This is a genomic window from Paenibacillus sp. FSL H8-0548 (genome assembly GCF_038630985.1).
In the GTDB taxonomy this organism is placed as follows: domain Bacteria; phylum Bacillota; class Bacilli; order Paenibacillales; family Paenibacillaceae; genus Pristimantibacillus.
The window spans coordinates 1,531,172-1,552,907 of record NZ_CP152049.1 but is presented as its reverse complement, the minus strand read 5'-3'; the positions used below and the strand labels follow the sequence as shown (position 1 = coordinate 1,552,907).

18 protein-coding genes are annotated in these 21,736 nt (G+C 45.4%); 6 read left to right on the top strand and 12 right to left on the bottom strand.

Annotation, left to right across the window (positions count from 1 at the left end):
• Positions 1-79: 79 nt before the first annotated feature.
• Positions 80-1,888: a histidine kinase gene (locus tag MHI37_RS06550; RefSeq protein ID WP_076334540.1), complete on the top strand. Its 1,809-nt coding sequence runs from the start codon at positions 80-82 to the stop codon at positions 1,886-1,888.
• Complete coding sequence (locus MHI37_RS06545) at positions 1,866-3,386, top strand: response regulator (RefSeq protein ID WP_076334541.1); 1,521 nt, start codon at positions 1,866-1,868, stop codon at positions 3,384-3,386. The genes MHI37_RS06550 and MHI37_RS06545 overlap by 23 nt, the downstream gene beginning before the upstream one ends.
• Positions 3,387-3,517: 131 nt before the next feature.
• Here the strand turns inward: MHI37_RS06545 and MHI37_RS06540 are convergent, their stop codons facing one another.
• The 3 genes from MHI37_RS06540 to MHI37_RS06530 form a co-directional block, all read right to left on the bottom strand.
• The gene (locus tag MHI37_RS06540; protein WP_076334542.1) at positions 3,518-4,807 is read right to left on the bottom strand and encodes an extracellular solute-binding protein; all 1,290 of its coding nucleotides are present in this window, start codon (positions 4,805-4,807) and stop codon (positions 3,518-3,520) included.
• Between the two features lie 317 nt (positions 4,808-5,124).
• Positions 5,125-5,949, bottom strand: coding sequence for an RNA methyltransferase (locus tag MHI37_RS06535; protein ID WP_076334543.1), 825 nt, complete (start codon positions 5,947-5,949; stop codon positions 5,125-5,127).
• A gap of 7 nt (positions 5,950-5,956) precedes the next feature.
• Positions 5,957-6,622, bottom strand: coding sequence for a TrkA family potassium uptake protein (locus MHI37_RS06530; protein WP_076334544.1), 666 nt, complete (start codon positions 6,620-6,622; stop codon positions 5,957-5,959).
• A 136-nt stretch (positions 6,623-6,758) separates the two neighbouring features.
• On the opposite strand from MHI37_RS06530, the gene sspI reads away from it, so the two are divergent.
• Complete coding sequence (sspI, locus tag MHI37_RS06525; RefSeq protein ID WP_076334545.1) at positions 6,759-6,992, top strand: small acid-soluble spore protein SspI; 234 nt, start codon at positions 6,759-6,761, stop codon at positions 6,990-6,992.
• On the opposite strand, the gene MHI37_RS06520 is transcribed toward sspI, so the two are convergent.
• Complete coding sequence (locus tag MHI37_RS06520) at positions 6,986-8,191, bottom strand: alpha-D-ribose 1-methylphosphonate 5-triphosphate diphosphatase (protein ID WP_256709404.1); 1,206 nt, start codon at positions 8,189-8,191, stop codon at positions 6,986-6,988. The two genes, sspI and MHI37_RS06520, sit on opposite strands and share 7 nt — an antisense overlap.
• 143 nt (positions 8,192-8,334) lie before the next feature.
• Positions 8,335-8,892 carry a GbsR/MarR family transcriptional regulator gene (locus MHI37_RS06515; RefSeq protein ID WP_076334546.1) on the bottom strand — a complete coding sequence of 186 codons (558 nt, stop codon included), beginning with the start codon at positions 8,890-8,892 and terminating at the stop codon, positions 8,335-8,337.
• A 238-nt stretch (positions 8,893-9,130) separates the two neighbouring features.
• Between MHI37_RS06515 and MHI37_RS06510 the strand changes: the two genes are divergently transcribed.
• The 3 genes from MHI37_RS06510 to MHI37_RS06500 all read left to right on the top strand — a co-directional run bounded on the left by MHI37_RS06510 (position 9,131) and on the right by MHI37_RS06500 (position 12,127).
• Positions 9,131-10,330, top strand: coding sequence for a glycine betaine/L-proline ABC transporter ATP-binding protein (locus MHI37_RS06510; RefSeq protein ID WP_076334547.1), 1,200 nt, complete (start codon positions 9,131-9,133; stop codon positions 10,328-10,330).
• Positions 10,326-11,162, top strand: coding sequence for a proline/glycine betaine ABC transporter permease (locus MHI37_RS06505; RefSeq protein ID WP_076334595.1), 837 nt, complete (start codon positions 10,326-10,328; stop codon positions 11,160-11,162). The genes MHI37_RS06510 and MHI37_RS06505 overlap by 5 nt, the downstream gene beginning before the upstream one ends.
• Before the next feature lie 98 nt (positions 11,163-11,260).
• A complete protein-coding gene (locus tag MHI37_RS06500; RefSeq protein ID WP_306010649.1) occupies positions 11,261-12,127 on the top strand; it encodes a glycine betaine ABC transporter substrate-binding protein in 867 nt (288 codons plus the stop codon).
• Positions 12,128-12,187: 60 nt separating this feature from the next.
• On the opposite strand, the gene MHI37_RS06495 is transcribed toward MHI37_RS06500, so the two are convergent.
• The 7 genes from MHI37_RS06495 to zwf all read right to left on the bottom strand — a co-directional run bounded on the left by MHI37_RS06495 (position 12,188) and on the right by zwf (position 21,705).
• Positions 12,188-13,288 (bottom strand): Gfo/Idh/MocA family oxidoreductase, encoded by a 1,101-nt coding sequence (locus MHI37_RS06495; protein WP_076334548.1) that lies wholly within the window; start codon positions 13,286-13,288, stop codon positions 12,188-12,190.
• 42 nt (positions 13,289-13,330) lie between these two features.
• The gene (locus MHI37_RS06490) at positions 13,331-14,053 is read right to left on the bottom strand and encodes a ThuA domain-containing protein (RefSeq protein ID WP_076334549.1); all 723 of its coding nucleotides are present in this window, start codon (positions 14,051-14,053) and stop codon (positions 13,331-13,333) included.
• A 46-nt stretch (positions 14,054-14,099) separates the two neighbouring features.
• Positions 14,100-15,263, bottom strand: coding sequence for a Gfo/Idh/MocA family oxidoreductase (locus MHI37_RS06485; protein ID WP_076334550.1), 1,164 nt, complete (start codon positions 15,261-15,263; stop codon positions 14,100-14,102).
• Positions 15,264-15,280: 17 nt separating this feature from the next.
• The gene (locus MHI37_RS06480; protein WP_342556558.1) at positions 15,281-16,321 is read right to left on the bottom strand and encodes a LacI family DNA-binding transcriptional regulator; all 1,041 of its coding nucleotides are present in this window, start codon (positions 16,319-16,321) and stop codon (positions 15,281-15,283) included.
• Between the two features lie 974 nt (positions 16,322-17,295).
• The gene (locus MHI37_RS06475; RefSeq protein WP_076334552.1) at positions 17,296-18,363 is read right to left on the bottom strand and encodes an undecaprenyldiphospho-muramoylpentapeptide beta-N-acetylglucosaminyltransferase; all 1,068 of its coding nucleotides are present in this window, start codon (positions 18,361-18,363) and stop codon (positions 17,296-17,298) included.
• A 159-nt stretch (positions 18,364-18,522) separates the two neighbouring features.
• Positions 18,523-20,109 (bottom strand): peptide chain release factor 3, encoded by a 1,587-nt coding sequence (locus tag MHI37_RS06470; RefSeq protein ID WP_076334553.1) that lies wholly within the window; start codon positions 20,107-20,109, stop codon positions 18,523-18,525.
• A gap of 39 nt (positions 20,110-20,148) precedes the next feature.
• The gene (zwf, locus tag MHI37_RS06465; RefSeq protein WP_076334554.1) at positions 20,149-21,705 is read right to left on the bottom strand and encodes a glucose-6-phosphate dehydrogenase; all 1,557 of its coding nucleotides are present in this window, start codon (positions 21,703-21,705) and stop codon (positions 20,149-20,151) included.
• Between the last annotated feature and the right edge of the window lie 31 nt (positions 21,706-21,736).

Genomic DNA, 21,736 nt, shown 5'->3' with positions numbered 1-21,736 from the left:
GAACCTGTATCATGTAAATATCGAACCTTTCCGCATTCTTTAATGCCACGTGATACAATGCTAATTAGGAGGAGTTGGCATGCAACTAAGTATTCAAACACGCTTGTTTCTCAGTTTCACTTTGCTTAGCTCGGTATTGGTTGCCAGTAGTGGTTATCTATACTTTACACAGGCGTCTAAAGATCTTTCGATCCGCATGGAAGAGACGAATCGTCAACAACTATACAGATACCAAGAGGCACTGGACAATATCGTCGAGGATATGGACCGCATTTCAGCACAGGTCATTTACAACTCTGATATTAAAGATTATCTAATTGATAATGACGAAGATCCGTCCTCGTTCCAGAGCTTCTCCAAACGTAAAAAATACGAAGAATTGCTGGCTTCTTTTAATGGGCCTTGGTTCATCGCAGCACAAATAAATTTATTGAAAATGGATGGTTTTTTTCTAACTTATGGACAAAATATGGATACTGTACCTGACATAAAGGGACGAATCCAGCAATCCCTTTGGCTAAAAGAAGCGCTGAATCTGGATGGCGACAAACTCTTGATCCCTCCTCACGAGAGCGAATGGCAGGACAACCATCCGCTTTACTTCTCTTTAGTTCGAAGCTTTAATTTCCCTCAGGCTTTTTCGCCTGCCGCTGTCGAGGTTCAACAGCCGTTTAGTCTTTTATCAGCAACGATGGAAATCGGCCGGAATAAGCATTCTACAGCTCAGGTTTACGTCATTAACGAAAACCGTGATATATTTTATCCATATTACTCCACCGACGCTGACCATCCGAAAATACCTAGATGGATCGGAACCAAAAAAGAGATCGAACGCGTAGGAGGCGGCTTGGATATTTGGAGCCAGGTTACGTCTGAATTCAGCGGACTGACGGTTCTAATTCAACAACCGAAATCGGAAGTCATGCAGCCGATTTCCAATCTTCGACGTATAACACTTATTTTAGGCCTCTTAGGCGAAGCCATATCGATTGTTATTGCCTATGCTCTTTCGGTTGGAATCGCTTCACCCATTCGTTATTTACAAACCCGTTTACAAAAATTGACGATTGATAACCTCCAGACGTCGAAGGTAAAAAAAATGCAAAATATCAAAGAAATCGCCATGCTTTATGCAACTTTCGAAGAAATGCGAAATCGTCTCAATAATTCATTAAATGAGGTCATTCAATCCCAGAAAAGGGAAAACATTGCCCATTTACACGCGATGTATGCTCAGATGAACCCTCACTTTCTTTTCAATACTTTGACGGCTATGGCGTCCTATGCGGAGGAGTCTGGTTTCCGCGAATATGCTCGTGTTTCGCAACAACTAAGCGGTATGCTTCGTTACTCGACCAATTCAATGTCGCATTCCGTAACGGTGAAACAAGAGATTCATTATACAGTCCAATACATGGAATTAATGCAATTCCGTTACGAGGGGCAATTTACATACTCGATACAAGTCGACTCGCTACTCGAAGACGAACCTATTCCAAAGTTTTTACTACAGCCACTTGTCGAAAACTCATTTGCACACGGATTTCAGCTGGCACGTCCGCCCTGGATTATCGAGGTATCTGTTACTAACTTAAATGATAACCAAGCGTGGGAAATTCAAATCAGAGATAACGGTTCTGGATTTACGGAAACCGCTTTTTCCGAAGCCCAGGATCTCATTAAGGAATTGAATGCCGGACAAATCCGGCGGTTGGAAAGCTTATCAACCCGAGGGTTGGGGAAAATGGGGATCGTTAACACGCTGACTCGCTGCAGACTCTTCTGGAATGATAACGTCAGTTTTTCATTAAATCGTTGCCCACAGGGGATGGAATTTATTATTACAGTAAGGAGGGGGATTGAAGATGTTCCGAATGATTCTCATTGAAGATGAACCCCGAATTCTTCGTCATCTGAAGGAGAAGTTCAGCACCTTAAGCCCAGACTTTAAAGTGGTTGGTGATTACAATAACGGAGAAGATGCGCTAGTGGAACTGCACTGGACACAGCCACATGCCATTCTAACAGACATTCGCATGCCTATTATGAATGGCTTCGAACTGCTCAATAAAGTTAAAGAACAGATGCCTGACATACAATGCGCGATACTCAGCGGTCATGATGACTTTGCTTACCTTAGAGAAGCTATTCAAATCGGAATTACAGATTACCTGCTAAAACCTGCAACAGACGACGATATTCTAATACTTCTTGGTAAGATGAAGAATAAGCTAATGGACAACCAATTATTACTGGAACGTGAGGTTGCAAAACAGATTACTGAAACATCCGAAAATACGGATCAGAGGCATTCTGGTTGGGATAGTATAGCGAAGGAATTATTCTATCATGGAAATTTCGTCACTGTGTACGCCTGGTCACTAATGAGTGATATTCCTGAAGGCATTCATGACGACTTCGTAGCTTTGCTTCGTGATGGGGAAAAATTCACCCCTTTACCCCCTAACATAGGAAATGAAGACATACTTTTATTTGGCCTACATACTTGGTCAAAAGAACGACATGCAGAATGGACTCGAACTTTTACAAGCAAGGCACAATCAGTAGACGGCTTAACAGTTGCCTTGGCCATATCTACGAGAGGCTTACATCCGGTACCTGCACTCCTTGCTGAGTGCAAGAAGCAGGCACGAATGAGAAGTCGCTTCGAGGGAAGTTGCTTTTGGATTTCAGACCATGAACCTGAAGATATTAAACCATTATTGGAACCTCTTCAAGCAGAGTTGCTTCGCTTAGCCCAATTCGTCACTAAACAACAAAAACAATTATTTGCTAAAGAGTTAGACTCTTTTTTTTCAAATGGACCTGAAACCTTATTCCCAGTAACACGAAAAGGTTGGGAGCTTATGCTGCTGCATTTCTCTCACACGCTGCACAGCCTAATTAAAGACTCTTTCACGTCCAGCTTCGAAATCAAACAAGCCATGGAACTTGAATTAAGTGACGAAGTTTGGAGGGTTCGGAAACGAAACGACTTGTCTCCCCATGTCAAAGAAATCTGGTGCTCTTACTTTTTCCGGTCTGATCATGAACAAGCTGGCAATCGGGATCGAGCAAAAGAAGTACAAGAATTTATACAGCATCATTTTCTTGAGAATATTTCTCTCACCAGCATCGCGGATGTGTTTCAACTGCACCCTGCTTACATGAATCGAGTTTTCAAACGAACATTTACTATTTCGATTCCAGATTACCTAGTAAAGCTTCGCATGGATGAGGCATGCCGTTTTATGAAGGAGCACCCCTTTGTGTTAATTAAAGAAATCGCAGAACATGTTGGCTATATCGATCCATTATACTTTAGCAAGGTGTTTAAATTGTATACTGGATTTAGCCCTACTGATTATAAGAATAAAAATAATTAATCTTCTACGAAATAGAGGCAGCTTCCTCATCTAAAGAATGTTGCCTCTTTACCGTGTGTTAGAAATAACGTACAACTATATTCAACGTTCCTCGTAAGAAAACGATTCACAAATACGGACTACATTTTACTTTAAAAACCCGACAAACCAGCAGCTTTTGAATTTCTATCTACATTTTTCTGCAGTGCTCGTGCTACTTCAACTGGCGTGATTTGCCCCCCATACATCTCTTGCAGAAGAGATTGATATTCGCCGAATTCGACCAATCCAAGAGAGTTGAAGAATGGAACAACTCTACCACTTTCAACATACTCATACATTTCTTCAGTTACTTCATTCAGTACAACATCCAGACCAGTCCAGGTCGGAATGGACTTAACCTCATTGAAATATTTGGATAGTATCTCTCTACTTCCGAAAAATTCAAGAAATTCTTTTGCTGCTTGAACATTTTTAGAATTTTTGAAAACATACAATCCGTTGGGATCAGATATAGCAGGATAGTTGTCACCATCCCATGGCATTGGGAACATACCAATAGTGGCATCAGGGTATTTCTCCATGAGTGGATTGATCGCCCAATCTGCTTGGAACATCATAGCTGACTTTCCAGTAGCTACGTGTTCTAAGGACAAGTTAAAGGTCCCCGTAAATAAGTCACTATTCAAATACCCCTTCTTCAGTAGATCCAATTGTTTTTGAAGCGAATCAATAAATGCTGGAACTTGCTCAAACGTTGTTTTTCGTGTATTAATTTTCTCCATAAGATCTGGCTGCTTGCTGATGATGTTTGCCATAGTACTAAGAGTGAACAATTGTAACGGCCACCCTTCCTTCCCCGCTTCGTAAATCGGTGTAATGCCAGCGGACTTTATCTTCTCGCAGACTGCGAGAAACTCATCATAAGTCTTAGGAATTTCGATGCTGAGATCTTCAAACACTTTTTTGTTATAAATTACACCCGAAACACTGATACCCGTTGCCGGAATTCCATAAAGCTTGCCGCTGCTTTTGAGAAAATATTTTGTTACCGTAGGATGTATTCGTAAAGCAATCTCCTCACCATTCAAATCCAGCAGGTTCTTCTCAGGCTGAAGCATCCTAACAGCACCTGCTTGTCCCCAATAAAACAAGAGATCCGGAGAATCCTTCGTTGCTAAACGCGTGCTTACTAAGTCAGAGTAATTATTCACGGGAGCACTTTGGATAACCAATTGATTTCCCGTCCTCTTCTCATATTCGTCAAAAATCAATTGCCACTGTTTTTCTTTCAACCACTCGGTGGCTACTAATACTGTGAGCGAAACCTGCTCTTTGTTTTGTTCATTCGTGTTGTTATCAGTTTGGATTCCGTTTCTACATGAGGTAAGAACAGAAGCCAAGAATACAGTTAAAGACAGCCAAATTATATACTTTACCATCAGGGACCTCCATATCTTTCTAAACTAACTAAAACGTAATATCTTGCCAATAAGTATAGGTTACAACAACAAACTCTTCAAGAAAGAGGGTCAACCATGAATAAATGGTTGACCCTCTTATGGTTTAATAGATAATCATTATTCGTGCCAAAAACGAACTATATCTCTGCTTTCAAAACGAAGAGGATATAGGATGGGTATTCCTTGCTCACCGACATCACTTATCTCCCGCATGGCAACCAAGTTCCAGCCTTTCGAAATTTAGATGAGGTTATTTTTATTCAGGACAGTTATGTGGGTTCGTGGACAGGAATTTTTTATTTGTTAAACTCCCGCTGCCTGAGGCCCTCATACAGCAACACGGTAGCTGCCATCGCAACATTCAGCGATTCCGCTTGGCCAACCATCGGAATAATGACTGATTCATCAACAAGATCGCGAATCTCGGGTAAGAGTCCCTCCGATTCGTTGCCCATAAGCAGCCAAGTAGACTGCTTCCAATCATAGCTATAGCAAGTATGCTTCGCTTGCAGGCTCGTACCGACGAGTTTAGCGCCTTTTGCTCTAGCCTGCGGAAGAAGCTCCTTCAAATCAGCTTCAATAATCGGCAAATGGAACAAAGAGCCCATGGTTGATCTTACTGTTTTCGGATTATAAATATCTACACAGCCTTTGCCAAGGATAACCGCATCGGCGCCAACGGCGTCTGCGCTGCGAATGATCGTTCCCGCATTTCCGGGATCACGTACACCGTCAAGCACGACAACTAGGCAGCCTTTACGGTAAATAGCGGCAGTGTCCACAGTGAACTTAGACAAAATCGCAAAAACCGGAGGCGGTGTATCCGTCCCTGTACATTTTGCCATAACTGATCGTGAGGCTTGTACCCACTCTAACCCCAGCATGGCCTCCGTATCATTCGATTCACGCTCAAGCATAAGCTCTGCGGGAATGCCCCGTTCAGCATCATACACGATCGTTTTTACGTCTGCATTGCCCTTTATAGCCTCCAGCAGGAGATGAACGCCTTCAATTAGAAACTGTCCGCTTCGATCGCGGTTCTTTTTGTCAAGCAGAGATGCCCAATGCTTAACCTTGTCATTTTGAACAGATGAGAGCAATGGATCAAAGTTTTCATTCATAGTTAAGTTAACCTTCCGAATATGCGATTTCTAAATTTGTTAAATCCGAGTTTTTGCCTACAATGACAAGGACATCTTCCTGACTGATGAGGTCATCAGCATAGGGCGCAATGTTCATTTCGGTTCCTTTTTTGATAGCCATGACGTTGCATTTATACTTAGCCCGAATATCGAGCTGCTTCAAGCTCCGCCCGATCATCGGGACTGGTGCTTTAATTTCAATGATACTGTAATCATCCGATATTTCGATATAATCGAGAATATTTGGCGATACGATGTGATGAGCAACGCGCACACCCATATCACGTTCTGGGAAGACGACCTTGTCCGCCCCAATCTTGTGAACGACCTTGCCATGAAGCTCATTTTGCGCTTTGACGATCAATGTTTTAACACCTAGATCCTTCAAGATCAGCGTAGTAAGTATGCTCGATTGAATGTCTTGTCCAATCGCTACGACAACGACATCAAAGTTCCGAATACCGAGTGCACGAAGCGCTTCCTCATCCGTGGAATCCGCGGATACTGCGTGCGTAACTGTATTGACGACCTCCTGAATTCGCTGCTCGCTCGAATCAATCGCCAGCACCTCAAAGCCCATATCCGTCAATGATTTTGCAACGCTGGAGCCAAAACGTCCCATTCCAATAACTGCGAACTGCTTCTTAGCCATCTTTCCAAAATCCTCCTTGCAGGATGTTTGCTGCAGTGATTTTAATAGTATACCATAGCTTGCACGCTCGGATGAAAACAGCCCTTGATGGATAAAGTAAATAAGTAAATTCGAATGCGCCAGGAGGCTATTTAGAATGGAAATCATTGATTTGCGGCAAGCAATTGTTAGACGTGTACAGGATAATTCCGCCGAGGAGCTGTCAGAAGTAATCGAAGATTCCGTTGGCGCAGATGAGCGGGCATTGCCCGGCCTTGGCGTTCTGTTTGAAATGATCTGGCAGCAATCCTCTGAGCCGGAGCAAAGTCAGATGGTTAATTCTTTATATAAACATCTTCATCATGCGGAGAATGCTAATCCATCTCAATAACGAACGGCTGAATGATAAACCAATTGGCCTCCGACGATCGTATGTGTTACCCATGGTAGATCATCATATCGATCCACAATAATGATATCCGCTGCTTTGCCAAGCTCAATGGAGCCTAGCTCGCTGCCTGCGCCTAACGCCTGAGCAGCATTCAGCGAAGCCATTCGTACCGCTGCCGGCAAAGCAGCAATACCTTCATCATGCAGCTTAAAAACCGCTGTCAGCATGGAGGCTGGATGATAGTCTGAGCATAAAATATCAGCTGCCCCTGAGCGAATCGCATCAACGGCTCTTAAGTTTTTATCATGCGAAGCTCCTCTAACTACATTGGGAGCACCTACACAAACGTGAAGACCAAGCTCTACAGCATGCCTTGCAGTCTCTAGATTAATTGGAAATTCACAGACCGATACCTGTAATCCTGCCGATTCCTCCACCTTTTGCCTAGAATCATCATCATGCGAGGCAATAGCGATTCCGTGCATCTGGGCTATTTCGCTAAGCTTCTGCAGCTGTTCTTGATCAACTTGCTGTCTTCGCACAATTAAATCCTCCACAATAACCCGAACCTCATCGATGCTGACGCCCTGATTTTTCATCACATAACGCTCAAATGAACCTGGCTCTCGGTATTGTCCCTGTCCAGGAGAATGATCCATAAAGGATAAATAATCAATCGCCCGCTCCTTTAAATAACGCTCGACAATCGGCATTCCCGCCAAATAGGAAACCTCAAACCTTAAATGTATGCGATTGCGAATCATCGACCTTTTGGTCCGATAGCTATTAATTAAGTCAACCATCCCAGTCAGCAAATGATCGCCGCGCAGGCTTAGACCAACCCCGAGTGATAAAGAATGATACATCGTCGTAATGCCATGCACCGGCAGCTTCCGTTCAAACTCCAGCAAAGCCATATTCAGCGGAAAAAGTGTGTTCGGCCTAGGCTGCACTTCCTTCTCAATTGCGTCACAATGGATGTCGATCAGTCCTGGCAGTACATATTGCTGCTTTGCATCCACTACTTTAGCGCTCGGATATTGCAAAAGCCAATCCTTAACTGACTGTTCATTATCAATAATTGCTGCAATTCGTCCATCTATAATAGCAACTGCCGCCTGTGCAACATGCTCTGGCAATACGACCTTTCCATTCGTAATCATCATCGGTCCTGCGCTGGCAATCATGCGATCATTCATCCATTTGGCCGTCCCTTCACTCTATAATTATAGCTTTAAGCTTACCATATTCTGCCTAGCAAAATCACCCTCATTATCCTTCTGTCAACGCTCAAAAAAAAATAAAGCCGAAGGAAAAAACGCTCCCCCCGGCTTCCTTACCCTTATTCATCTTTAGGTATAAATTTATAAATGTCACCTGATTCAAAAGAATCAATCAGGCGTTCCAGCCATCTATAATATTTTAAAGCTTCTTCATTCTTCTGCGTGTCATTCTCCAGCACGTCAAGAAATGCTTGATCCGCTTCATATTGCTGCTTCAATCCTTCGATTTCCTTCATCGATCGGTTTAAAGCATTCATATTTTGCTCAACAGCCTTTCTCCATTTATCAGAGAAGAAATCCGCAAAGTTCTGATGCCAATTCGGTTCAACCTCATAAAGATCTTTCCTGGAGCCCTTGCCCCATACTTTATTTATCATCTTCATATCATGCAGCGTTCGCATGCCTGTACTCATTGACGTCTTGCTCATCCCCATCGTCTTACTCATTTCATCGAGTGTGACAGGCTCACGATTAAAGTACATATTACCGTAAAGATGACCAATGGATAGTGTAATGCCGTACAAGTCCATATTTTTCCCTATGGATTCGATGACGCGGCGACGCGTATTTTGCAGCTTAGCGAGCTGTTCTTCTGTTAATGCTGAGAGTTCATTCATGTCGTTCCTCCTGAGGAGTGTCTTCCCCTATCATTCCCACATTAATTATTGTAATCAAATGGCCGTCCATAGTAAAGAATACACTTAGGTTCAAAAAGGGAGTTATACAGACTATACAGTACGTATAGTACGTAAAGTTATAACTGTACGCACTATACGAGGGCTCACGCCTTTTGACCATTACAAAGATAACCAACTAAACTTATAGGTGTCGAAATATTCCACAAGGGGGCATAATATGGCGATCATAGAAGCCAAGAGGCTAACCAAAATTTTCGGAGCCGATCCGAAAAAAGCGATCCCGCTGCTGGATAAAGGATGGTCTAAAGAGAAAATTTTTGCAGAGACGAAGCTGACCGTTGGGGTCAACCAAGCTAGCTTCTCCATTGAAGCAGGTCAAATATTCGTCATAATGGGCTTGTCAGGCAGCGGCAAGTCAACACTCGTTCGTCTCCTCAACCGATTAATTGAGCCCACTCTAGGGCAAGTGTTGTTTAACGGAACAGATGTCCTAAAGATGTCTGCAGAGCAGTTGAGAAGATTTAGAAGAAAAAATGTAGGAATGGTATTTCAAAAATTCGCATTGTTCCCGCATCGCACCGTTATTCAAAATATTGAATATGGGCTTGAGGTTCAGGGCATTGAGAGGCAAAAGCGCAGAGAGATGGCGATGACTTCGCTGGAACTTGTAGGCTTGAAGGGCTGGGAGAACAGCTACCCTGACCAATTAAGCGGCGGTATGCAGCAGCGTGTTGGACTCGCAAGAGGTCTGGCTAACGATCCTGATGTTATTCTCATGGATGAAGCCTTCAGTGCGTTAGACCCGCTTATTCGCAAGGATATGCAGGATGAGCTGCTGGAGCTCCAGTCGAAAATGAAAAAAACGATCGTTTTTATTACCCATGATTTAAACGAGGCTCTCCGTATTGGGGATCAAATTGCTTTGATGAAGGATGGAAGCATTGTCCAAATCGGTTCCCCAGAAGAAATATTGATGCAGCCAGCGAACAAATATGTAGAACGCTTTGTTGAAGATGTAGATCTATCCAAAGTATTGACAGCATCACATGTCATGATCAAGCCAGAGACCATTACGATCGAGAAAGGACCTCGTGTCGCTTTGCAATTTATGCGTGACCGCGGTGTATCAAGCTTGTATGTCGTTGACAAGGGGATGCGTTTGCTTGGTGTTATAACGGCAGAAGATGCAGTAAAAGCTATAAATAACGGCTTGAAGCTAGAAGATGCAATGGAGCGTGAAGCACCCTCAGCTGTACCAGATACGATGCTCAACGAACTATTTGAATTAATGAGCAATTCCAAATTTCCCGTATCCATCATTGATGACAGCGGTCGCCTGAAAGGTATTGTTATCAAGGGCGCTGTTCTTGCTGCATTAGCCGGAAATTCCGTATTGGAAGTTGGTGCTAATCATTAATCTACCTAAAATTCCGTTAGCAAACTGGATTGAGTCAGTTGAGGCTTGGCTTGAAAATAATTTTGAACCATTGTTTAAGTTCATAAGATTAGTGGTCGGCGAGACGGTGAACGGCTTGGAAGTGGTGCTTAATTGGTTTCCAGCACTCGTTCTCATCTTAATATTCACACTGATCGCATGGTTTATTGGCAAATGGAAGATGGCACTATTTACGTTAATTGGACTGCTGATTATAGAAAATCTCGGCTTATGGAGCCAAACGATGCAGACGCTCGCACTCGTTCTGACAGCTGCCTTCATATCCGTGCTGATTGGCGTGCCCGTTGGTATCCTGTGCGCTCGCAGCAGCAATATCCAAAAAACGATAACACCCCTGCTTGATTTTATGCAGACGATGCCTGCCTTCGTTTACTTGCTTCCTGCCGTAACCTTCTTCTCCTTGGGCGTAGTGCCTGGCGTAATTTCTTCAATCATCTTCGCCATCCCGCCGACCATTCGTCTAACGAATCTAGGTATCCGCCAAGTACCGGAGGAATTAGTTGAAGCAGCTGACGCTTTTGGCTCTACGCCAACACAGAAGCTCTTCAAGCTTCAGCTTCCGATTGCTATGCCTACCATTATGGCAGGCATCAATCAGACCATCATGCTATCGCTTTCGATGGTCGTTATTGCTTCAATGATCGGTGCACAAGGTGTAGGCGCTTCTGTCTATCGTGCCGTAACACAAGGTAATACCGGTGTGGGCTTTGAGGCTGGACTCGCTATAGTCATCTTAGCGATCATTTTAGATCGTCTTACACAGCAGGTTATTCGTAAAAGCAAAACAAACTAATCTTTGTTAAGCATGCTTTCGACGCTATTTTGTTACACAAAATTTAAGGATATGCTTTCGAAGTAAGTTTGCTTCACAAACTTTTAAGGAGTGATTTTTTGAATTTCAAAAAAATGAGTACAATTGTAGCAGCGATTATGATAATCGCATTGATAGCCGGATGTTCTTCTTCCGGCAACGCCGGTAAGAAAAAAATAACGCTCGCCTATGTGGCTTGGGATTCAGAGTTAGCAAGCACTCATGTCGTAAAAGAGGTGCTTGAGCAAAAACTCGATTATCAGGTTGAACTCATGCAGGTAGACGCGGGTCCTATGTGGGCTGGCATCTCCGATGGCAGTGCGGATGCCATGGTAGCTGCTTGGTTGCCTTCGACGCATGCTTCCTACGTATCAAAATATAACGGGAAATACGACGACCTAGGGCCTAACCTTGAAGGCACCAAAACTGGTCTAGTCGTTCCTGCCTATATGGATATTAACAGTATTGATCAATTGAATGATGCGGTTGGTGATACGGTAGATCATACGATTATCGGCATTGAGCCCGGCGCTGGACTAATGATGGCTACTGATAAAGTAATGGATGAATATAACTTGCGTGATAAGTGGACGCTGCTTGAAAGCTCTTCCGCAGCCATGACACAACAGCTTCAAAAAGCTTATGCCAACAAAGAGCCGATTATCGTTACAGGCTGGACTCCGCACTGGATGTTCGCCAAGATGGATCTGAAATATTTGGAGGATCCTAAAAACGTATATGGTGGAGCTGAGCAAATTCATACAATGGCACGTAAAAACCTAAACACTGATTTGCCGGAAGCTTACGCTTTTCTTGATAAGTTTAACTGGACGCCAGACGATATGGCCGAGGTCATGATTCAAATTCAAGATGGCGCTACACCTGAAGCTGCCGCAAAAGCATGGGTAGAGGCAAACGCTGAAAAAGTTGATACGTGGATAAAATAGTACAAAAAAAGCAGAGCGAAACATCGCTCTGCTTTTTTTGTTGCTTTCTTTGCTGCTGTATTAGTCCAAGCAATACGGCTGTAAGCCTAGTGGCAATGGCGCTGGACGCTCGCAGGTGCTCTCCATGACATAATGCTTGCCTTGCTCCGATGCATCGTGGAAACCATGCATTGCCTCAAGCACATGATAAGCTAATTCGCCATTAGAGCGATGCTTGCGACCGGTTTGAATCGCTTTCGCCATATCAGCTGCGCCTACACCGCGTGCGTTCTCCGTGTAGCCGTATGCCAGAGGAATATCCGACCATTCATTCGAGCCTGCACGCCAAAGCTTAATTTGACCGCCGAAGCCGTTAGGATCGGGAACGAGCAGCGTTCCCGCGCTGCCGTATACCTCAATACGCGGCAATGTTGATCCGCCTTTAACGTCAAAGCTCGTCAGAAGGGTGCCGATTGGACCAGATGCAAAATCCATTACGCCTGCGATATGAGTAGGAACCTCAACCTCAACCTGCTGACCGTATTTCGGCTTGCTCGTAATCGTTCTCTCCGGATAGGAGATACGTGCTGAGCCTGTGACGCGAGTGATAGGTCCAAGCAGCGCAACGAGAGCGGTTAAATAATAAGGACCCATGTCAAACATCGGGCCGCCGCCCTTCTGGTAATAAAACTCAGGAGACGGATGCCATGACTCATGACCGCCGCACACCATAAACGCAGTCGCGCCAATTGGCGTGCCGATCCAGCCATCCTCAAGCAGCTTGATGCTCGTCTGAATTCCTCCGCCGAGGAACGTATCCGGCGCGCTCCCTACATACAAACCTTTTTGCTCTGCAAGATCCAGCACCTGCTTGGCTTCCTCGCGTGTAACGGCGAAAGGCTTCTCTACATAAACATGTTTTCCAGCTTCAAGCGCCCGTAAGCAAACCGAAGCATGAGCCTGAGGAATGGTCAAATTAATGATCAGCTGAATGTCAGGATCAGCAAGCAAGTCCTCTACAGAACAGCCGCGTACGCCAAACTCCTCACCCTTCGCTATTGCCCGTTCAACATCCAAATCCGCACAAGCTACAACCTGAAGTGCATCAAAGCGATTTCCATTCTCAAAATATATCCCGCTAATATTGCCTGTTCCAATAATCCCGGCTTTAATTTTGTCCATTTCAGTCTTTCCCTCGTCTCATATCATGTATTAGGAATAGAATTACAGCTGATTGTCGGCCATACCGCTGTAGGCAGCTGTTGCTGCGCCAGCCTCTAATGCTCTTGCTTTGCCTTCTGCACACCATAGGAAGCCGCGTCGCATAAGCTCCTTCACGGTAGGAATATCAATGATGTTCGCCTGATGGCCAAGCGAGTTATAATAAACCCGTCCAACACCCCAGCGCTTTGTCCAAGCTACCGGCATATCGACAGCTTTGTTAAGCGAATGAGGTCCCTCCGTTATAGGAAAACGTGTCGTTGCGAGCACTTCTACCGCAGGGTCCACATGCAAGTAGTATTGCTCTGAGCTTACAACAAAGTCTTCGATTCCATCTGTAAGCGAGCTGCTTGAATTGTTAATATTCACTGTGTATTCAACACCATCATTGCCTGGATGCGCTACCCATTGCCCGCCAGTCATAAACTGCCAGTCTACATTTTCACGGAAAGCATCACACATGCCGCCATGGCAGCCAGCGAGGCCAACCCCACTTTGTACCGCTGCTGAAACGTTATCCACCAGCTTCTGCTCGATTCGCGCCATCGTCCATACCGGTACGATTAGATCCAGTCCCAGCAGCTTCTCTGCATCTGCGAAAGCTTCCAGCGTATCCGATACCTCTACCTCAAAATCCTCCGAGGCAAGCACCTCGCGAAATATTTCCGCAACTTCTTTGGGCTGATGACCATCCCAGCCTCCCCATACGATCAACGCTTTTTTCATTCGTATCTCCTGCCTCTCTAAGCACTCTATAAATGCTCTATATCTTCTAAGCTAATTCGCTAATTGAAACCCAGCGGCGCTCTGCAATCGAACGATCCACTGCCTCGAGAACCTCTTGGCATTTCACACCGTCAACAAAGTTAGGTACTGGCTGGCGATCCTCAGCAAATGATTGCATCAGCTCATGCATCTCATGGGTGAAGGTGTGCTCGTAGCCAATCGTATGTCCGGCCGGCCACCAAGCATCCATATAAGCATGTGAAGGATCGGTTGCAAGCACCCGGCGGAAGCCCTGTACATCCTCATCATCGTTTGTAAAATAAACCTGAAGCTCATTCATTCGCTCAAAATCAAACTTAATGCTGCCTTTGCTGCCGTTAATTTCAAATGCATTCGTACAGCGGTGACCCGCTGCGAAGCGAGTAGCCTCGAAGCTGCCTAGCGCGCCGTTAGCAAAGCGAGTCATGAACAGCGTAGCATCATCAACTGTAACTTCGCCGCGTGGACCATCCTCACTGCCTTTCGCGCTGAGTCCGGTCATAGCTGAAGCAATCGGACGCTCCTTAACGAAAGTCTCATTCATCCCAATGACTTCATCGAATTCACCAACAAGGAAACGTGCCATATCAATCAAATGCGCTCCTAAGTCTCCATGGGAGCCTGAACCAGCAATCTCCTTCTGAAGACGCCATACGAGCGGGAAGCTCGGGTCAAGAATCCAATCCTGCAAAAATACAGCACGGAAATGATGAATTTCACCGATTCGCCCATCAGAGACAAGCTTCTTCGCCAGCTGTACTGCCGGCGCAAACCGGTAGCTGAAGCCCACCATATGCTTGATGCCAGCTTTTTCTGCCGCTTCCAGCATTTCACGAGAATCCGCAAGCGAGAGAGCGAGTGGTTTCTCGCAGAAAATATGCTTGCCCTCAGCTGCTGCTCCGAGCGCGATTGCTTTATGTGCATCACTTGGTGCATTAATATCGATTAGATCGATATCCTCACGCTTAACGAGCTCCTTCCAATCGGTTTCTGCGCTTTCCCAGCCAAACTGCACTCTAGCTTGCTCCAATGCTTCTGGATCACGTCCACAAATCGCTTTCATTTCCGGTTTAATCGAATCTGGAAAAAACATTGGAAGCGCGCGATAAGCGTTGCTATGCGCTTTGCCCATAAACTTATAACCGACCATACCTATTCTTACTTTCTCCATAGAAAAAAACCTGCCTCTCATTTAAGGTTTATATTTGTCATTTCAGTTGTTTCCCTCTGGACCAGGCTGACCGGTAAAATATCATGCCTTAGCATGGACTTTTCGTTCTCTTGCTGTGATTCGAGCAGTCTTGCAGCTGCACGCTTGCCCATTTCGTAGAAAGGAACCGCTACCGTCGAGAGCCTTGGGCTAATGATTCGCGAACCGTCTGAATCGTCATAGCCGATTAGAGCATAATGCTGCCCTGCATGAAGCTCCCGCTCCCGCAAGCCCTGCATTAATCCAATCGCCATCCGATCATTGGCTGCGAATATCGCATCCATGCTGCCTGCAAGTATCTCTTGCGCCAGATGCTCTGCCAGCTCATAGCCGCTCTTCCGACTGTAATTGCCTGCGTAGACGAGCTCCTCCTTAAACGTTATGCCTGCTTCCTCTAAGGCTGATTTATAACCATCCAACCGATCAGCACTATTGGAATATTGCGGAGGCCCGTTTACGAAGGCAATGCTGTGCCTGCCTTGCTCGATTAAGTGGCTAACTGCCGCCTTGCTTCCAGCAAAATGATCCGCATCAACATACAAGTAATCTTCCTCATCGTAGCGCTGATTCACCAGGCAGAACGGAAAGCCTCCTGCTCTTAATTCATCAAGAGCCAATCGTTCTTCCGGCACATTCTGAGAGCCAAGCAAGATGCAAGCGTCAATTTTCTGCGTGCGGAACAGCTTCGCATAATCTCTTGCTCCATCCGGTTCTCGGAAGATGAGCAGTAGATCATAGCCACAGCGCTTCGCCGTTTCACCGATACCGCTTAATATTTCCGAGAAATAGTACGTAGAGAACAAATGTACCTTTGGCACGAACGGCAAAATAACACCAATATTACCGCTCTTCCTGCGGGCAAATTGCTGTGCCAGCGCATTGGGAACGTAACCAAGCTCAGCGGCAGCCTGCAATACACGTTTCCGTGTTTCCTCCTTCAAGGGGCCAACATTGTTCAAAACTCTAGATACTGTTGCTTCCGAGACACCTGCCAGCTTTGCTACTTCTTTCCTGCTAATAATCGTTTTCCTCCTGTAAAGCTAATAGACAAAGCAACATTTCCACTTTAATGTACACGCGTACATTATGGCATGAAAACGGTTCATCGTCAATAACTTTATGACAGACTTGTTAATTATCTAAGTATAGAATTAGGTAAAATATTCCTCTTTGGCGGGATTGTATGTGAATAGATCTATTAAATGAAATATTGAAAACTTATAGATTAGACTCCAATGCACAGCTATCCTTACAGCATCCTTAGCTGCCTACGAGCCAAAATTCGCTATATCATGCACTTAAAGTATCCGCTAGATGAAGGAGAAGCGCCTACACTGCACTTCGTACAATGAAAACCTCACATGAGAGCTGTTTCTGCTGGCTACATGGTAATTTTGCAGGAGAATGAGCTCCAAACCAACGAATATCGCCCTAGAATAGGCCATCTATTGCACAAACTACAGTGTACGTATCGAGTCAGGCAAGCAACGTCAATTACGTTGTACAAACTGCAGCGTAGCCTCGTCCTATAGCGCTATTCCCTAAACGAACTAACCCAACTATATCAGTTGAACCAAAGAAATCGGCGGTGTCCTTGATTCCTTTTCCCTTAAGATATAACTGGAAATCGCAGACGCATCCACTCACACTTCTAACGGAAACCACAGACGCTAAATCGCCTTGATTTTTCGTTTCAAAATTCTAACGGAAACACGGACCTCTATTTGTACCCTACATCCCTGATTTCGCTTCATTTCTACGTAATAGAGTCTCTGGTTTCCGTTACAATGTGACGCTAACCAAAAATGGAACTTTAGCGTCTCTGGTTTCCGTTAGATTTCGTTATCCGCTCTCCGGCTGCTCGCACAGCATCGTTATCATTAGGTTCGGAGAATCCATAGTTTCCTATACAAACCAAAAAACGACCCAAAACGTCAAACAACGTTCTGAATCGTTTCTTCTTAGCTCACATACAAGCTAGTTATTTTGCGAATTACCGCTTGGCAATTTCGTTAATCCAGTCATAAACAGCGGCTAGAGCGTTAGCTTCCTCGCTCAGATTCATACGGTCTGTATAAGCCTTACGGTCATCGTACAAACGTTCAACGCTGTCCGCTAGCGTAGCTGCTGTCAGCTTCTCTTCATACAAAACATCGGCGTAGCCTGACTTTTCAAACGATTGTGCGTTAAGTATTTGATCGCCTCGGCTCTGCTCTTTCGTTAGCGGGATGAGCAGCATCGGCTTTTTCAAAGATAAAAACTCAAAAATCGAATTAGAGCCCGCACGTGAAATAACAACATCGGTCATTGCGAAAATATCGGGCAGCTGCTCATTTACATATTCAAATTGCTTGTAACCAGCGATATCGATCGAAGCGTCTGTCTGGTTTTTCCCGCAGAGATGAACGATTTGAAATTGCTTAGTCAATCTTGTTAACGCCTGCCTGACTGTTTGGTTAATTTTCCGAGCACCCAAGCTTCCACCCATAATGAGAATAATCGGCTTGCTTCTCGTAAATCCGCAAAATTGTCTGCCATGGTCAGCGTTTCCGAGCTTCACTTCCTCGCGGATTACAGCGCCTACATGACGGCTTTTGTCTGCCTTCAGCATACTTCCTGTCTCCGGGAACGTTGTACATACGCCAGTTGCAAAAGGGATCGATATTCGATTGGCAAGGCCCGGCGTTAAATCCGACTCATGAATAAGCAGCGGCACTCTGTTCAGCCATGCTCCAATGACCACTGGCACCGAAACGAAGCCTCCCTTAGAGAAAATGACATTAGGCTTATTTTTCTTAATGAGCCGATAGGCTTGAAACAGCCCTTTTACCACCTTGAATGGGTCCTTGACGTTCTGAATATCCACATACCTTCTGAGCTTGCCTGTCGATATCGGAAAATATTTCACCTGCGGAATCGTTGCAGTAAGCTGCCTTTCAATACCGCTCTCCGATCCGATATATTGGACTGACCAGCCCTCCTCCAAAAATCGCGGGATCAAGGCCAGATTTACCGTAACGTGTCCGGCTGAGCCTCCCCCGGTGAACATGATTGTTTTCATGTATGACTAGCCACCTATCGTTGTTTATCCATTTATTATACGGTTAAATCTTAAAGTTAGCACTGGAATTCACCCTTTTTAAGCACAAAAGCATCCCCTGCCGCAAGCGCTGCTGCGCAATGGGCTGAGGATGCTTCCAGCTTTCCTATAACCTGACCATTAAGGCGCGGTTTCCAGAAATTTAGACGTTGGGTTTTTGTCTATTGCCGTACGCATCGCATATTCATTCTCGAACAAGACGACAAAATTGCCCTTCTTATCCTTGACGAGCGTCGTATTGATACGGAATTTGCCCGGGTCGATGTTATCGTCCACGATCCAGCGCGCGAATTGGAACTGCATCCGATGCAGCTGAATATCTACGCCATACTCCGCCTTCATCCGATGCTCGAATACCTCGAATTGCAAATGACCGACAACGCCGAGAATCGTCTCGTCGAAGTTGCCTGTGGAATGGAACACCTGAATCGTGCCCTCCTCCGTCAGCTGGTCAATCCCTTTCTGGTACTGCTTATGCTTCAATGCATTTTTTACGGTTACCTTAGCAAAAATCTCAGGTGAGAACGTCGGCAGCTCATCAAACACAACTTCGCCGCCCTGTGATAAAGAATCACCGATGCGGAAGATGCCTGGATCGAATAAGCCGATAATATCGCCTGGATATGCCGTATCGACAATATCACGATCCTGCGCCAAAAATTGCTGTGGCTGCGCCAGCTTAATATCTTTGCCATTGCGAACATGACGAACGCTCATTCCTCTCTCGAATTTGCCTGAGCAAATGCGAAGGAAGGCAATCCGGTCACGATGCGCCGGGTTCATATTCGCTTGAATTTTAAAAACATAACCTGAAAATCTCTCGTGGTTTGGATCTACCTCGCCGGTCATGCTGTGACGCGGCGACGGCTTAGGAGCCAGCTCCAGGAAGTTTTCGAGAAACGTCTGCACACCGAAGTTGTTGACCGCGCTTCCGAAGAACAGAGGTGTCAGCTCGCCGGCACGCACCTTCTCTAAATCGAATTGATCGCCTGCAACGTCAAGAAGCTCAAGATCTCCAATCAGCTGGTCTGTCAAATAATCGCCAGCCATTTCACGAATCATCGGATCATTATAATCGCTGACAGGCTTAACTTCGATTGTAGAGTGGTCATTGCCTTGGAACAGCTCAACCTGCGTTTTCATACGGTCATAAACACCGCAAAGCTCACGCCCCATACCAATCGGCCAGTTCATAGGCACTGCGCGAATGCCAAGCACGCGCTCAAGCTCTTCCATCAATTCAAATGGATTTTGGCCTTCGCGATCCAGCTTATTAATAAATGTAAAAATCGGAATCCCACGTTTGCGGCAAACCTGAAACAGCTTAATCGTTTGTGCCTCTACGCCTTTGGCGACGTCGATAAGCATCACGGCGCTATCAGCTGCTGTTAATGTACGATACGTGTCTTCACTGAAATCTTGGTGACCAGGTGTATCGAGAATGTTGATGCGGTGTCCCAAATAATCGAACTGCATTACGCTGGACGTTACGGAGATCCCCCGCTGCTTCTCAATTTCCATCCAGTCGGATGTGGCATGACGGCTCGCTTTACGCGCCTTAACCGACCCTGCAAGCCGAATGGCTCCTCCGAATAGGAGGAGCTTCTCAGTAAGGGTTGTTTTCCCTGCATCAGGGTGAGAGATAATAGCAAATGTACGGCGCTTATCTACTTCCTGTTTAATTTCTTCACTTAACGATTGGCTCATGCTAGCCTTCCCTTCATTACGTAAGGTGCAGGGCAGCGATTATTTCCCGCTGTTCGACACCCAAATCACCTTATCTTCCTCTTGTCCGTTCACAGGCCACCAATGGAAGCCATCTTCTTTAAGCAGCTCATTCGCTGCATCTGGACCCCAAGATCCTGCTGGATAAAGCTTCAAATCGCTTTCGTCCTCGCGCCATGCCTGTGCGATGCGATCAACAAACGCCCATGCCTGAGAAACCTCATCCCAGCGCGTAAAGTAGGTTGAATCACCGCGTGCCGCATCATGAATAAGGCGCTCGTAAGCTTCCGGCGTATTCAAGCCAACTTGGCAGCTTTGGCAAAATTCCATCGCAACCGGCTGTACCGAGTTATTTTCGCCCGGTGTTTTTGCATTGACTTTAATATATATGCCCTCAAGCGGATTTACGCGAATGACAAGCAGGTTTGGCGCCAAATCATGACGCTGTGCAAACAATACGTTTTGCGGCATCGATTTAAACTCAATAACAATTTCAGTCGTTTTTACCGGAAGACGTTTTCCTGTTCTAATGTAGAAAGGTACGCCAGCCCAGCGGAAATTGTCCACAAACACTTTAGCTGCAAAATAAGTTTCTGTCGTGGAATCCTCAGCTACAGAGTCCTCTTGGCGATAGCCTGCAAGCTCTTTGTTCTGAGTGCTCCCTTCGCTGTATTGACCACGTACGACATTCGAGCGAACGATGTCACTGCTCGTGAAGTTGCGCAGTGAGCGAAGCACCTTAACCTTCTCATCACGCGTATCTTCTCCGTGCAGCCGACTAGGCGGCTCCATTGCGATCATCGTCAGCATTTGAAGCATATGGTTCTGACCCATATCCCGCAGCGCTCCGGATTTGTCATAATAACCACCGCGATCCTCTACGCCGACCGTTTCTGAAAGCGTAATTTGAACGTTCGCAATATGGTTATTATTCCACAATGGCTCGAAAAATGCATTCGCGAATCGAATGACTTGTATATTCTGAACCATTTCCTTACCAAGGTAATGGTCGATTCGATAAATCTCTTCTTCCTTAAACACTTGGTTAATTTGCTCGTTCAGCTTTTGAGCAGATGGAAGATCGTAGCCAAATGGCTTCTCAATGACTACACGATGCCAGCCTGTAGACTCGAGCAAGCCGCCGTCGCGCAGACTGAAGGACACAGGACCAAAGTTTGAGGGCGCAAGCGCTAAGTAAAAAAGACGGTTGCCCGGAATGTTGAATTTCACATCCAGCTGCTCCGACAATTTGCTAAGCTCGCGGAAGCCGTCTACATTATTAATATCAAGCGACATGTAAACGAAATGCTCTGCGAAACGATTCCAAAGCTCGGCATCCTCCGCCTTATATCGACAAAATTCCACGATGGAATCATAGAGGTCTGAACGGAATTGTTCATTCGTCCGAGGACGTCTAGCAAGACCAACAACCGCAAAATTTTCAGATAGCTTGCCTTCTTTATATAAACTAAAAAGGGCTGGAAACAGCTTGCGCCGTGCCAAATCGCCCGTTGCTCCAAAAAGGTAATAAACTGCACCCTCTGCGGAGATCGAGTCAAGATTATTAGTAGATGTCATTTGCCTCATTCTTTCCCAGTGTATTTTTATA